Raw genomic sequence first — 13,486 nt, 5'->3', positions numbered from 1 at the left:
GCGGGGATGTGGCAAAAGCCCATATTTGACGAGGGTTTGGCCAGACCTGCGGCGGAACTATGGTCGCGGGGTACCGGCGGGTCTTGGACGGGGTTTCCGCTTTCTCCCTCGTCCTGGCGAGCGAAGCTCCATCAAAGCCGTCACCGCCTCTCAGCCTCAGCCCTGCTTCACCATCGTCTCCTTCACCGCCGCCACGAGCTGGCTGAGCGTGAACGGTTTTGGCAGGAAGTCGAATTGCTGGCCTTCGGGCAGGCTCTTCTCGAAGGCGTCCTCGGCATAGCCGGAGACGAAGATGAACTTGATGTCGGGATTGGTTTCTCGCATCGCCTTGAGCAGCGTCGGGCCGTCCATCTCCGGCATCACGACGTCGGAGACGACGAGATCGATCGCGCCGCTCTGCTCCTCCAGCATCTCCATGGCCTCGACGCCGTTCTCGGCCTCGACCACGGTGTAGCCGCGCGAGCGCAGGCCGCGTGCGTTGAGCGCGCGCAGGCCCTCCTCATCCTCGACCAGCAGGATGGTGCCCTGTCCGGTGAGATCTGCGCGCGGCTTCGCCTCCGCTGCGGGCGCAGCGTCCTTGGCGGCGCCATTGGTCGCGCTGGCCACGGCCGCGGGCTGCTCGACCTGCGCTTCGAGCTCGGCATGATGGCGCGGCAGGAAGATCTGGAACGAGGTGCCCTGCCCCGGCTCGGAATCGACGTAGATGAAACCGCCGGTCTGCTTGACGATGCCGTAGACCGTGGAGAGTCCGAGGCCGGTGCCCTTGCCGACTTCCTTGGTCGAGAAGAAGGGCTCGAAGATCTTGTCGCGGATGTCGGCGGGAATGCCGGTGCCGGTATCGGCGACCTCGATCCGCACATAGTCCGCGGCCGGCATGCCCTTGTAGGCGAGCTTGGCCGCTTCTTCCGCGGTGACGTTGGCGGTGCGGATGATCAGCTTGCCGCCGTCGGGCATGGCATCGCGCGCGTTGACCGCGAGATTGACGATCACCTGCTCGAACTGGGAGACGTCGACCTTCACCGGCCAGAGGTCGCGGCCGTGGATAGTCTCCTGCTTGACCTTCTCGCCGATCAGCCGGCGCAGCAGCATCGCGAGGTCGGAAAGCGCATCGCCGAGATCGAGCACCTGCGGCCGCAGCGTCTGCCGCCGCGAGAACGCCAGCAGCTGCCGCACCAGCGTGGCGGCACGCGTCGCGTTCTGCTTGATCTGCATGATGTCCTGGAACGACGGATCGGTCGGCTTGTGCGCGTTCAGCAGGAAGTCGTTCGCCATCATGATGGCGGAGAGCACGTTGTTGAAGTCGTGGGCAATGCCGCCGGCGAGCTGGCCGACGGTCTCCATCTTCTGCGACTGGTTGATCTGGTTCTCCAGCGCGCGCCGCTCGGTGGTCTCGAGCATGTGCACGATGGCGGCTTCGGCGTCGTTCTCGGCCGAGTCGACCGGCGTGACGAAGAACTGGCCCCAGCGCTCCTTGGTCCCTTCGAGGGCGACCTCGACCGGCGCGATGTCGGCCTGGCCTTCTGCGGCCTGGTTGATGGCCGCGATCAGCAGATGACGGTCGCGCGAACTGACCGCACGGAAGATCGACTTGCTGGCGCTGTCGAGCCCGAGCGCCTGCCCGAGCTTGGCATAGCGCGCATTGGCGCGCACGACGTTGCCGCCGCGGTCGACGGTCGCGATCGCCATCGGCGTGTGGTCGAAGAAGCGCATGAAGCGCACTTCGGCGGCGCGGTCCGGATCGCTGCGCTCGTCGCGGGCGCGGCTGATGACCAGTGTGCGCGACGGCCCCGGCGCCCCGTCGGCGCCGAAGGCGAGCTTGTGATACAGCCGCACCGGCATGGTCTTGCCGGTGCGCATGCGCAGGTCGATGTCGAAAACTTCCGTCTTCACCTCGCCCGGCACCGCCACGATCGACGTCAGCAGCGAGGCGCCATCGCCCGAGACGATGTCGGTGAGCTTCAGCCCGCCCGAGCCGATCTCGGCCAGATCGTAGTCGAGCCAGTTCGCCAGCGTCGCGTTGACATAGGCGAGCTCCCCGGCCGGATTGACCGAGAAGAAGCCGCACGGCGCGTGGTCGAGATATTCGATCGCATGCTGGAGCTCCTGGAACACGTCCTCCTGGCGCTCGCGATCACGGGTGATGTCGGCAATCGACCACACCGCATAGCGCGTCTCGCGCTTTCCCGTGCCGAGCGGACGCACCCGCATGCGCAGCCAGCGGCCCTGGCTGCCGTCCTGGCCGGAGATGCGCACCTCCTCCTGCTGCCGCTTGCCTTCGCGGGCCGCCTTCAGCAGGCGGAACACGGCTTCGGAGACGTCGGGGTTGCCGATGAAGACGCGCTCCACGGGACGCACGTCCTGTGGACCGGCGGCGCCGGTCAGCGTCAGATAGGCCGCATTGGAATAGATCACATGGCCGCGCGGGTCGGTCACCGCCAGCCCGTCGAAGGCGTGGTCGGCGATACGGCCCATCACGGGATCGTCGAGATTGCGGTCGACGAAGCGGATGATGCCGGCGGCGAAGGCGAACAGGTTGAACAGGCCGACCATCGCCAGCACGGCGAGGATGCCGAGAATGTAGGGCTGCGCCTGCACGCGCCCGAGCGTCATCAGCCCGACGGCGACCGCGACGAGGCCGGCCGCCACCAGCAGCACGAGCGCAATGCTGCCCGAGCGCGGCGACGGCTCGTGCGCCGCAACGGGCTCGCGTGGGAGGTCGTGGTCGGTCTCGGCAGTCATCTCAAGCTGGCACAGCCTGTCGGCAGAGAATCAACGCGCTACGCCGCGCGCAGGGTCCTCCCTGCCTGAATCGGACCCGCAGGCGCAAGGGCAGCAAGGGCGAAAGGTACGCTGATTCCCAGATTACGGCCATTTCCGGTACTTTTCGGGGGTTTTATCCGCGGCCGGCGCTGAATCCGCGCTTCAGCCGCATCACGTAGCCGATGACCTCGGCGACCGCATGGTAGTGCTCGGTCGGGATTTCCTGGTCGATTTCGACGGTGGCGTAAAGCGCGCGGGCCAGCGGCACGTTCTCGACGATCGGAATGTCGTGCTCCCGCGCGATCTCCCGGATCTTGAAAGCGAGGTTGTCGACGCCCTTGGCGACGCAGATCGGCGCCGACATGCCGCGCTCGTAGGACAGCGCCACCGAATAGTGGGTCGGGTTGGTGATGATCACGGCAGCCTTGGGAACCGCCGCCATCATGCGCTTCTTGGAGCGCTGCTGTCGCAACTGCCTGAGCTTGCCCTTGATGTGAGGGTCGCCTTCGGACTGCTTGAACTCTTCCTTGATCTCCTGGAGCGACATCTTCTGCCGCTGGAACCAGCTGCGATACTGGAAGAAATAGTCGCCGATGGCGACGATCGCGAGCGCGGCGACCACGGCACCGAGCAGATGGATGGTCATGCTGGTGGTGGCGCCCAGCAGGGCGGCCGGGTCGAGCTTGACCATCGCCTCCATGCGGTGCCGTTCCGGCCACAGGACGATGGTCATCACCACGCTGAGCGCGATCAGCTTGCCGATGCCTTTCAGAAAGTTTGCCGCGGCCTGCTTGCCGAAGATGCGGGCGAAGCCCGCGGCGGGCGAGATCTTGCTGAATTTGGGCTTGAGGGATTCCGCCGACCACACCAGCCGGTGCTGGAGCATGTTGCCGGCGATCGCCGCCAGCGCCAGCATCAGCAGCGGCACGCCGACCGCCGCGAGCACCGCGAATTCGATCTGCTGCATCAACGCTAGCAGGGCCTTGCCGTCGGTCTTGATCATCCAGGAATTGGCGAGCAGGCCACGCATCGGCGTCAGCAGCCCGCTGCCGACCGATCCCGAGAAGGTCGAGACCACGAGCGTGCCGCCCGCGATCATGAACCAGGTGTTGATCTCCTGGCTCTTGGCGACGTCACCGCGTTCGAGCGCCTCCTCGAGGCGTTTTTGCGTCGGGTCTTCTGTTTGACTCTCTGGATCCTTGTCATCCGCCATCGATCACCTGTTCAGCGGCATCATCTGGTGCATGACACCGATGAAATAGTCGAGAAACGTGCCCATCATCGCGGTAAGCACCACGGCTAGCACCAGAAAGCCCGCGAAGATCGACAGCGGCACGCCGACGAAATAGACCTGCATCTGCGGCATCAGCCGCGCCAGCACGCCGAGCCCGATATTGAAGACGAGGCCGAACACCAGGAACGGCCCGGAAAGCTGCAGGCCGAGCAGAAACGCGGCCGCAAAGGCGCGCGTCGCCAGCGAAGCGACATCGCCGCTCGACACGGTCTCGCCCGGCGAGAAGATCGCGTAGCTGTCGTTCAGCGCCGCGATCACCAGGTGATGGCTGTCGGTGGCAAACAGCAGCGTGATGCCGAGCATGGTCAGGAAGTTGCCGACCAGCACGCCCTGCTGTCCCTGGGTCGGGTCGACCGAGGTGACGAAGCCGAGCCCCATCTGCTGCGCAATGACGGAACCTGCGACCTGAAGCGCCGACAGCGTCACGCGGGCCGTCGCGCCCAGCACGATGCCGATCACGATTTCATGCAGCATCAGGACCAGAAGCGGCGCCAGCGAGCCCATGTCGACCTGGTAGGCGCTCCGATGCAGCGGCAGGATGATCAGCGTGAGCAGCAGCGCGATCGACAGCTTGATCCGCGTCGGAATATTGGTCTCGCCCAGCCCCGGCAGCAGCATCACCATCGCGCCGACCCGGGCGAAGACGAGCATGAAGGCCGCGGCGAGCGCCGGCAGCAGCGAGACGTCGATGCGCATGACGGGCGCATTGTGCCTCAGCCGCCGATGATTCGCGACGAGATCCGCAGCATGTGGGAATGAAGTGCGTCGGCCATGAACGGCAGCGCCAACAGCATCGTGGCGAAGATGGCCAGGATCTTCGGCACGTAGATCAGCGTCTGCTCCTGGATCTGCGTCAGCGCCTGGAACAGCGACACGATGACGCCGACCACGAGGCCGACCACCATCAGCGGTGACGACACGATCACGATGGTCCAGATCGCATCACGCGCGACGTCGAGGGTTTCGGGTCCGGTCATTTTCTTTTTCTCACTGTGAATTGTTGGTCGTCATTCCGGGGCTCGCAAAGCGAGAGCCCGGAATCCATCGAGCCGCGGCGTTGGTCGCACCATGGATTCCGGGTTCGCGCCGCGCGCGCCCCGGAATGACAGCGCCCCCAAATCAGATCGGCATCTTCATGATGTCTTCATAGGCCGCGATCACGCGGTCGCGGACCGAGACCAGCGTGGACACGGCGACGTCGGTGTCGGCGACCGCCGTCACCACGTCCATCACGTTGGCCTTGCCGGCCGCCATCGCCACCGTCTGCGCGTCGGACTTTTTGCCGGACTCCATGACGCTGCCGACGGCGTCTTTCAGCAGCGACGCAAAGGATTGCCCGCTCGCCTCGCTGCCCTTGCCGGCACCGGCGCCGCTGTTTTCCAGCACGCGGGCGAGGTTGGCATAAGCATTGGCGGCGACTGTCGGTGATGCCATGGCTCAATTGTCCTGTTCAGCTCTTGAGGATGTCGAGAGTGCGCTGGATCATCCGGCGCGTCGCACTGATGATGTTGAGGTTGGCCTCGTAGGACCGCTGCGCATCGCGCATGTCGGTCATCTCGACCACCGAGTTCACGTTGGGATATTTGACGTTGCCGGAGGCGTCCGCCGCCGGATTGTTCGGCTCGTATTTGACGCGGAAATTGGACTGGTCAGGCTTGATCTTGCCCAGCGTCACCACCTGCGCATCGAGGGTGCGGTCGAGCGCGGAGGAGAAGGTCGGCACCTTGCGCCGGTAGGGATTGCCGCCTGCGGTCTGCGAGGTCGAATCCGCATTCGCGATGTTTTCCGAGATCACCCGCATGCGCCCGGCCTGCGCGCGCAGCCCGGAGGTCGCGATCGCCATCGAGCGGGCAAAGTCGCTGCTGTCATTCGCCATGGTCTACCTCTCCGGCCCTAGCCTTTACCGATCGCGGTCTTGAGCAGATGCAGGCTCTTCGAATAGAGCGAGGTCGCCGCCGCATAATCCATCTGGTTGCTGGCGGACTTCAGCATCTCCTCTTCGAGATTGACGGCGTTGCCCGCGGGGCGTGTCTGAAAGCCCGCATTCCTGTTCTGGTCGAAGCCCGAGGCCGCGCCTGACGGGCTGATGTGGGAGCCGCTGGTGCGGGTGAGCGCCAGAGGGCCCATCGCGCCCGTGACCGCGCCTGCCTTGTCGAGCTTCGGCTCGACCAGGTCGCGCGGCCGGAATTGGGGCGTGTCGGAATTGGAGACGTTCTCGGACAGGACGCGCTGGCGCTCCTGGTGCCACTGCATCTTGGTGCGAAGCGCCGACAGCACCGGAAGGTCGTTGATGGACATCGTTGCGGCTCCTTCCGCCTCTTGCGGATCTGAGGTCCGAAGCTAGGCAGAATTTGCCGCGTGTATGGTTAACGGGTGGTTAAGGATGCGATCGACGCTTGCCATCGCGCGGAACACGCGTTTGCGCCCCCCGTGATTCTACGCCCCGAAAAGCGGCGTTAACCCAACCGCTTGGCCGGCCATGCACAGGCCAAGAAGTCGTTTTGGATCGAGCGATTCATGGGTTATTAAGAGTTGGGGACGGCAAAACTTGCCGTGGGACGTTAAGAAATCGCAGTTTGGGGCATCGCACGCCTGTGGTCGGCGCATCTGACCTTGGGCACGAGAAAAGCGCCATTTGTCGGGGACAAGTATGCAAGGCAGCCCTATCACCTTCATCGTCGCGTTCATCGTCGTTCTGGCGTTGATCGGCGTCGCTGCATGGCTGGTTCGCCGATTCGCCTCCAGCCGGCTCGGCGCCAACACCCAGCGCGGCAGGATGCCCCGGCTCGCCGTGATCGATGCCGCCGCGGTCGACGGTCGGCGCCGCCTGGTGCTGGTCCGGCGTGACAATGTCGAACATCTCTTGATGATCGGCGGCCCCACCGACATCGTCGTCGAGCCGAATATCGTGCGCGGCACCCCCGGCCGCGACCAGCTTCCGCAGCGTCCCAACGCCGCCGAGCCGCCGCGTCTCGCGCCGATGCCCGACACCGGCGGCTGGGCCGACGAAGCGCCGCGGCCCGAGCTGCTCGATCATCCCGAGCCGCAGATGCCCGAGCCGCCGCCGCGGCCCGCACGTCCCTCCTTCGCCGACGAGGTGCGCCGGCCGGCGCCCGCTTTGGCCGAGCGCCGCAGCGAGCCGCCACTGGGCGGCTTTACGCCCGAGCCGATCGCGCCGCGCCTTGAGCGCGAGCTGCGTCCCGAACCCGTACCGCCCCGCGTCGCCCGCAACGAACCGCCTCTGATGCCGCGTCCGCCGCGCCAGAGCGAGCCTTTGAAGGTGCCGCCGGTCCGCGCCGAGCGCGCGCCCGCGCCGCCGCCGCCCCCTCCTCCGCCCGTGCCGCAGGCTCCGCCCGTTCCGGCGCCGCCGGCTCTCGCCCCTGCGGCGCCATCGAGCGCCGAGCAGAATCTCGCCGAGATGGCGCAGCGGCTCGAAGCCGCGCTGCGCCGTCCCGCCGGTGAGACGGTCGCGCCGCCGGTTGCACCCGAGCCACCCGCCCCGCCGCCGCGCGTGGCGCGCAGTGAGCCGCCGACGCCACCGGCCCCGCCCGCAAAGCCGGTCGTGGAAAAGACCAGCTTTGAAAATCTCGAAGACGAGATGGCCTCGCTACTCGGCCGTCCGAAGCCGTCTTCGTGAGGCTGCCGGCCCTCCCGCGTAGAGTTTTTCTTCTTTCTGTCCTGATCGGCGCGGCTTCGCTCGCGAGCCCTGCGCATGCGCAGGACATCAGCATCAATCTGGGCGGTCAGGGTGGCGGCGGCGTCACCGAGCGCGCGATCCAGCTCATCGCCCTGCTCACGGTGCTGTCGATCGCGCCGTCGATCCTGATCATGATGACGTCGTTCACGCGCATCGTGGTCGTGCTGTCGCTGCTGCGCACCGCGATGGGCACGGCGACCGCACCGCCCAACTCGGTGATCATCGCGCTCGCGATGTTCCTCACCTTCTTCGTGATGGGACCCGTCCTGCAGAAATCCTACGACGAGGGCATCCGTCCGCTCGTCGCCAACCAGATCAGCGTCGAGGACGCGCTGCAGCGCGCCTCCGTCCCCTTGCGCGGCTTCATGCAGAAGAACGTGCGCGAGAAGGACCTCAAGCTGTTCCTGGACCTGTCCCGCGAGCCGCCGCCGGTCACCCCCGACGACCTCGCGCTGCGCATCCTCGTCCCCGCCTTCATGATCTCGGAGCTGAAGCGCGCCTTCGAGATCGGCTTCCTGCTGTTCCTGCCCTTCCTGATCATCGACCTCGTCGTGGCCTCCGTGCTGATGTCGATGGGCATGATGATGCTGCCGCCGGCGACGATCTCGCTGCCGTTCAAGCTGATCTTCTTCGTGCTGGTCGACGGCTGGTCGCTGGTGGCTGGGAGCCTGGTGCAGAGTTACGGGGGATAGTAACCGCAACTTCCGCTGTCGTGCCCCGGCTTGACCGGGGCATCTGGGTCGCCCGGTCAAGCCGGGCGACGACACCGAATGTGTGACACGAATCGCGTCACGTAGGGCAGACCTGCCCCTTACCCCTTCACGTCATACTGCTTGCTAAGGTGATCGCCGATCTGCACCAGCATGGCGACACTTTCGGGAAAGCCCGGCTTGTCCCGCGTCGCCTCGTCCGCATCGGCACGGAATTCCCAGCTGTCACCGTCGCGGACGATCGAGATGGCGAGACCATCAGGGCCATCGGCATGGACCTTCAATTCGGCCCGCGCCATGGCGACGAGTTCGGCTTCGGTCTTGGCAGGCTTGCTCATAGCGACGCTCTCCCGGCATGAAGGGGCACAGGTTGCCGCCTCGCGCGGCACCTGTCGAGAGGCCTAGAGGTAGCAGGGTTCCTACCGCGTCATCTTGATCTGCCGCACGACGGGGATCGTGGGCAACGAGCCGGTGTGGTCGGCCTCTTCCTTGGCCTGCGGCGAGCCCGGTGCGCGGGCGGTAGCGTCGGGGAAGCGCTGCTTCATCTCGCGCAGGAAGCCGTCGAGCGTGTCGACGCTGGCGGCGAGCTTGGCGATCTCGGCGAATTCGGCGCTCGAGGAAGCGGCCGGCTTGCTGGCGATGTCGAAGGCGAGACGGTCGGCGCTCTCGCTCATCAGCGGCGCGTACTTCTCGCGGAAGCGCGACAGGCCGATCGAATCGTCCGCGAGCGCATAGCCGACGGCGGCGCGGATGATGTCGCTTTTCTCCACCGCATTGAGCGGCTTGAAGTCGCGGAATCGCTCGCCGTAATAGAGCTCGATCTGCTCGGCGGACTCGCGCCAGCGCCGCGCCGCCCAGAAGATGTCGGAGCGCAGGCGAAGCACCTCGCGCCCGGAGACGTTGGAGACGATGTCCAGCGCGAGGTCGTGACGGCCGACGTCGCTCTGCGCCCGAGCCTCCAGCAGCAGGCGCTGCTGGCGCAGCTCGCCGGAGAGATCGCTGATGCGGCTCGCGCGCAGCGCCGCGATCGCCTTGTCCGGCCTGCGGTTGGCGAGATAGATCATGGACAGGCGTGCGGCGACCTGGGCGCGGGCGGCGCCTTCGAGACGGTGGTCGACCTGGTATTGCAGAAGCTCGGCCGCCTGGTCCAGCAGGTCGATCGAGGCGAGACGGTCGGAGAGACGGCGGATCAGCTCGTCGCCGCGACGGCCGATCGGCGTCAACTCGCGAAACTCGTAGAACATCCCGAGCGCCTCGACCTCCGGCAGATCGTCGCCCTTGGGGCCCAGGAAGATCTGCGTGAACAGGTCGGAGGCAAGGTCCTGCGCCTGGCGCGAGGCCTCGGCGTTCGGCTGGAGCCTCGTCGCGGTGCGCGCCGCCGTGAGCGCGTCGCGATAGCGCCCGTTCTCCGCGTACATCTGGGACAGCAACTGGAGCGTCTTGACCTCGATCGAGTCGCCGCGCCAGGTCATCGACAGCGTCTCGAGCTCGCGCAGCGCGTCTTCCTTGCTGATCTCGTCGCGCTTCTGCCGCAGCGCCACCTCGAGCTGCTTGGCCTCCGCCGCCGCCGGCCGGTCGTTCGAGGCGACCGCGAACTTGTAGTCGTCTAGCGCGTCCTTGTCGTGACCAAGCGCCTCGGCGAGCCGGCCGCGCAGCACCGCGAAGCCGGGCGCAGCCTCGGGCGGGACGCCGACCACCTCGATCTCGCCGCGGCGCTTGGAGGCGCCGGCATAGTCCTTGACCTCGAGCGAAGCGCGCATCGCGTCCATCGTCACGATGCGCTGGATGTCGAGCGGCAGCGAGGCGATGGCGAATTCGACGTTCTTGAACTTCTCGCGCGCATCGGCCCATTTGCCCTGGCGCGCATAGGCGAGCGCCTTCCAGAGCTGGGAATCATGGCTGTTGCCGATCACGGGATTGGCGAGGTCCTTCAGACCCTGCGCCGGCCGGCCGATCAGGATGCTCGCGATCGCATGCATGATCAGCGCGCTGCTCTCCTCCTTGTTGAGAGGATCGCTCAGCATCAGGTCGGTCACGGCCTTGGCTTCGTGATACATGGCGCGCGACATGTAGAACTGCGCGAGGTCGAGCCGCGGCAGCGAGCGCTGCGCCGGCTCGGCGGCGGCGGCCGCCATGATCAGCTCGCCCTGCCGCGCCACGAAGTTTTCGGACTGGCCCTTGCGCCAGCCTTCCGGGCTGAAGATCGGCCGCACCGCGGTCGGCGCGCGGTCGGCGGAAATATCGACCGGCGACAGCGTCAGTCCGCCCTTCTTGCCGAGAATGACCTTGTCGGAACCGACCTCCACACCGACCTCGTCGGAGTTCGGCCGGATCGCAATGCCGTGCGCGGATTCCAGCAGCGAGAGATCGACGAGGTCCTGCCGCTTGATGAAGCCGCGGACCGGTCGCTGCGCGGTGACGACATAGAGCATGTCGCCGGCGTCGGGATCGGTCAGTTTATGCAACACGCCCGGATTGGCGAAGGGAATCGCGATGGTGGCGAGCGCGGGATCGGTGATGTTGCGCGACATCATCAGCGGCAACGGCGTCGCCTGGATCTTGTCGGCGAGCGTCAGCAGCCAGTTGGTCTCCTTGCCGACCTCCTCGCTGGTCAGCGAGTAGACCAGCGGCCGGGTGAGACGGATGCGCACCGCCTGCCCCTTGTCGAGCGGCATGCGGCTGACTTCGCCGATCATCGCACCGCCCCTGGTGCGGATCGCCTCGACGTCGATCGGCTTCGGCGTGTCGAACACCAGCCACACCGTGTCGCCGCGGCGGAACGCCGCCGCGGGCGTTGCGACCTGAAGCGGGAACGTGACGCGCAAGCCGTCGCTGTCACGGCGCGCATCGACGCTGGCAATGGACGGCGACGGCGCGGCCGGCGCCTCGGCAGCCGCAGGCTTGACGGGCGCGACCGCGGCTTCCGTTGCCGGCGCAACCGGCTTCGGGGCTTCCTTGACGGCTTCCTTAGCGGCTTCCTTGACGGTTTCCTTGACTGTTTCCTTGGGCGCTTCCGCAGCGGGCGGCGCTTCGACCTTGGGAGCCGGCGCCGGCTTGGGTGCTTCCTTGAGTACTTCCTTGGGTGCTTCGCCGGGCGGCACCGCGGCGGGTGCTTCCATCTTCGCCTCGGGCTTCACCTCGATCCTGGCTTCGCGGACGATCGTCTCCGAGGTCGGCGGCGCGATCTCGCGCTGGGCGTCCTTCGGCTTCTCCGCCGCCGGCTTTTCCGGCGCCGGTGCGGGTGCATGACCTTGGGCAGCAGGCTTCGCCTGCGCGAGCACGGATTCGGCGGTTGTGGCCGTCTTGCCCTTGTCCGGCTGGAAGGCGATGTCGACGACATAGTTCTTCTCGTCGCGGAAGGAGTGCACGTCGGAATCGCCGATCAGGGCGATCTCGACGCTGGTCTGGTCGACGTCGCCCTTCTGCTTGATCGAGGCGACGTTCGGGGGGGCGGCGACGACGGCGTCCGCCAGATCGAAATTGAGGTTGGCGTTGAAGGCCAGCGTGAGCTTCTGCTCGTTGAGCACGGAGGACACACCGACGCCGTCGGGCATCTCGAACACGAAACGCACGAAGGTCGGCTGCACCGAGGCGCGGACGCGAATCGGCGGACGCTTCTTGCTTTCGGCGGCGGCGCGCTGAGCGCGCAAGGCGCGTTCGGCCACGCGCGCGCGCTCGGCGAGTTCCTTGACCACGTCCATGGGCAGGCTCGGCGGCGGCCCCTTCCAGCCGTCCGGCAACAGGTCGATGAAGGTGCGCTCGCCGGCATTCATGGTGTTGACGGTGACCCGCCGCGCCAGCGACAGCCGGATGGCAGCGCCATCGGGATCGCGCCGGGCGGAATTGACGTAGTCGGGCGCGCCTTCCGGCACGCGGTCGACGGGAACGTCGACCGGCCGGTCGAAGCGGATGATAAGAATGGAACCCGCCGTCGTGACCTCGGAGGGAACGTCCTCGCCGAGCTTGATGACCAGCCGGGCGAAGCCGCCGGCGGCCGAGAAACTCGCCTCGCCCCGGATCGGATCGGCCGCCCTGGCGGGCGCACTGAAGCCGATCAGCAGGCAGGCCGCCAGCATGGCGGCCTTGCGGACATGGCGCGACGGCACCCGCGCCAAAGCGCGGGCTCGCGACACAAATCCAGCGGCAGCCTTCTGCGCCATTGGCGGCATTTCTTCCGGTTCGACGGTCCATACCGGCACTGGCGCCGGCCCGTGCCGTCGATTGTAGGTTTTGCCAATTAAGGGCTTCTTAAGTATGAACCCTCAATTCGGCTTTTGCGTCGGCTTGCCGTCGATCTTGGGCAGATCGCCGGCCGAGGCAGATTGATCGCCACCGCCATTGGCACGGCGGGCCATCTCGACCGTCAGCCGCTCGGCGGCTTCCGGCGACATCAGGCCCATGATGTCCGACATCTTTCGCGGCGCGATGGCCGAGGCGATCTCGATCAGAACGCCCATCTCGAGCCGGTCGAACACCCGCGCGGCGTCCTTGGGCTTCATGCCCTCATACATGGTCACGAGGCCCTTCATGCGCTGGGCTTCGGCGGCCTTCTGCTCGGCCTGGCCTGCGGAAATGCGGGATTCCACCGCCTTCATCTCATCGACCTTGTTTTCGATGCGCTTTTCGGCCGACTTGAGCAGGCTCTCGCGAATGTCGATCTCGCGCTGGCGGGCCTCGATCTCCTGCCGGCGCGCCTGCAGCCGTTCCAGGATCGCGCGCTCCGAGGCCGAGATCTGCGGCTGGGTCTCGTCGATCTTGACCACGGTGCCCCCCTCCATCTTGGTCTCGGGAGCAGCGGGCTTCGGTGCCTCCTTCGGCGCGCCATGGGTCGAGCCGGTGATGTCGGGGTCTTCCCGTCCCGGAAAATTCAGATTCTCCTGCGCCCAGGATTTTTTGAGCTTGTTCGGCTGGTAGTCGAAGACATAGCCGCCATTGATCACGAGGCCCGCGACCTTCAGCGTGGCGAGGCCTGCGACGGCGACCAGGACGATCGGAATGACGCGGATGTTACGAAAGGACTTCATA

12 protein-coding genes are annotated in these 13,486 nt (G+C 66.5%); 2 read left to right on the top strand and 10 right to left on the bottom strand.

The features are described 5' to 3' along the window. Positions 1-156: 156 nt before the first annotated feature. The 7 genes from cckA to flgB form a co-directional block, all read right to left on the bottom strand. On the bottom strand, positions 157-2,739 hold the full coding sequence (cckA, locus tag WHZ77_RS11370) for a cell cycle histidine kinase CckA (protein WP_375313749.1): 2,583 nt from the start codon (positions 2,737-2,739) through the stop codon (positions 157-159). Between the two features lie 154 nt (positions 2,740-2,893). Then, the gene (flhB, locus tag WHZ77_RS11365) at positions 2,894-3,973 is read right to left on the bottom strand and encodes a flagellar biosynthesis protein FlhB (protein ID WP_375313748.1); all 1,080 of its coding nucleotides are present in this window, start codon (positions 3,971-3,973) and stop codon (positions 2,894-2,896) included. Positions 3,974-3,976: 3 nt separating this feature from the next. Further along, positions 3,977-4,750 carry a flagellar biosynthetic protein FliR gene (gene fliR / locus WHZ77_RS11360; RefSeq protein ID WP_015684972.1) on the bottom strand — a complete coding sequence of 258 codons (774 nt, stop codon included), beginning with the start codon at positions 4,748-4,750 and terminating at the stop codon, positions 3,977-3,979. 17 nt (positions 4,751-4,767) lie between these two features. Then, a complete protein-coding gene (gene fliQ, locus WHZ77_RS11355) occupies positions 4,768-5,031 on the bottom strand; it encodes a flagellar biosynthesis protein FliQ (protein WP_015684971.1) in 264 nt (87 codons plus the stop codon). A gap of 142 nt (positions 5,032-5,173) precedes the next feature. Then, complete coding sequence (fliE, locus tag WHZ77_RS11350; protein ID WP_151649309.1) at positions 5,174-5,488, bottom strand: flagellar hook-basal body complex protein FliE; 315 nt, start codon at positions 5,486-5,488, stop codon at positions 5,174-5,176. A 16-nt stretch (positions 5,489-5,504) separates the two neighbouring features. Then, positions 5,505-5,930 (bottom strand): flagellar basal body rod protein FlgC, encoded by a 426-nt coding sequence (gene flgC, locus WHZ77_RS11345; RefSeq protein WP_375313747.1) that lies wholly within the window; start codon positions 5,928-5,930, stop codon positions 5,505-5,507. Between the two features lie 17 nt (positions 5,931-5,947). Further along, a complete protein-coding gene (gene flgB, locus WHZ77_RS11340) occupies positions 5,948-6,352 on the bottom strand; it encodes a flagellar basal body rod protein FlgB (protein WP_375313746.1) in 405 nt (134 codons plus the stop codon). A gap of 352 nt (positions 6,353-6,704) precedes the next feature. Here flgB and WHZ77_RS11335 point away from each other — a divergent pair, with 352 nt between their 5' ends. Beyond that, the gene (locus WHZ77_RS11335; RefSeq protein ID WP_375313745.1) at positions 6,705-7,691 is read left to right on the top strand and encodes a flagellar biosynthetic protein FliO; all 987 of its coding nucleotides are present in this window, start codon (positions 6,705-6,707) and stop codon (positions 7,689-7,691) included. Further along, positions 7,688-8,443, top strand: a complete 756-nt coding sequence (fliP, locus tag WHZ77_RS11330) for a flagellar type III secretion system pore protein FliP (protein ID WP_375313744.1) — start codon at positions 7,688-7,690, stop codon at positions 8,441-8,443. The genes WHZ77_RS11335 and fliP overlap by 4 nt, the downstream gene beginning before the upstream one ends. Positions 8,444-8,562: 119 nt before the next feature. On the opposite strand, the gene WHZ77_RS11325 is transcribed toward fliP, so the two are convergent. The 3 genes from WHZ77_RS11325 to WHZ77_RS11315 all read right to left on the bottom strand — a co-directional run bounded on the left by WHZ77_RS11325 (position 8,563) and on the right by WHZ77_RS11315 (position 13,485). Then, a complete protein-coding gene (locus WHZ77_RS11325) occupies positions 8,563-8,799 on the bottom strand; it encodes a hypothetical protein (protein ID WP_375313743.1) in 237 nt (78 codons plus the stop codon). 81 nt (positions 8,800-8,880) lie between these two features. After that, positions 8,881-12,621, bottom strand: coding sequence for a tetratricopeptide repeat protein (locus WHZ77_RS11320; protein WP_375313742.1), 3,741 nt, complete (start codon positions 12,619-12,621; stop codon positions 8,881-8,883). A 102-nt stretch (positions 12,622-12,723) separates the two neighbouring features. Further along, positions 12,724-13,485 (bottom strand): MotE family protein, encoded by a 762-nt coding sequence (locus WHZ77_RS11315; RefSeq protein WP_151649303.1) that lies wholly within the window; start codon positions 13,483-13,485, stop codon positions 12,724-12,726. Position 13,486: the final 1 nt, after the last annotated feature.

The organism is Bradyrhizobium sp. A5 (assembly GCF_042076515.1).
GTDB lineage: Bacteria > Pseudomonadota > Alphaproteobacteria > Rhizobiales > Xanthobacteraceae > Bradyrhizobium > Bradyrhizobium cosmicum.
This window is presented reverse-complemented; position numbering and strand designations above follow the sequence as displayed.

Coding starts and splice junctions, on each gene's coding strand:
- cckA (WP_375313749.1), bottom strand. CDS start 2,739: ATGACTGCCGAGACCGACCACGACCTCCCACGCGAGCCCGTTGCGGCG.
- fliE (WP_151649309.1), bottom strand. CDS start 5,488: ATGGCATCACCGACAGTCGCCGCCAATGCTTATGCCAACCTCGCCCGC.
- fliQ (WP_015684971.1), bottom strand. CDS start 5,031: ATGACCGGACCCGAAACCCTCGACGTCGCGCGTGATGCGATCTGGACC.
- flhB (WP_375313748.1), bottom strand. CDS start 3,973: ATGGCGGATGACAAGGATCCAGAGAGTCAAACAGAAGACCCGACGCAA.
- flgB (WP_375313746.1), bottom strand. CDS start 6,352: ATGTCCATCAACGACCTTCCGGTGCTGTCGGCGCTTCGCACCAAGATG.
- WHZ77_RS11320 (WP_375313742.1), bottom strand. CDS start 12,621: ATGGCGCAGAAGGCTGCCGCTGGATTTGTGTCGCGAGCCCGCGCTTTG.
- flgC (WP_375313747.1), bottom strand. CDS start 5,930: ATGGCGAATGACAGCAGCGACTTTGCCCGCTCGATGGCGATCGCGACC.
- WHZ77_RS11315 (WP_151649303.1), bottom strand. CDS start 13,485: ATGAAGTCCTTTCGTAACATCCGCGTCATTCCGATCGTCCTGGTCGCC.
- fliR (WP_015684972.1), bottom strand. CDS start 4,750: ATGCGCATCGACGTCTCGCTGCTGCCGGCGCTCGCCGCGGCCTTCATG.
- WHZ77_RS11335 (WP_375313745.1), top strand. CDS start 6,705: ATGCAAGGCAGCCCTATCACCTTCATCGTCGCGTTCATCGTCGTTCTG.
- WHZ77_RS11325 (WP_375313743.1), bottom strand. CDS start 8,799: ATGAGCAAGCCTGCCAAGACCGAAGCCGAACTCGTCGCCATGGCGCGG.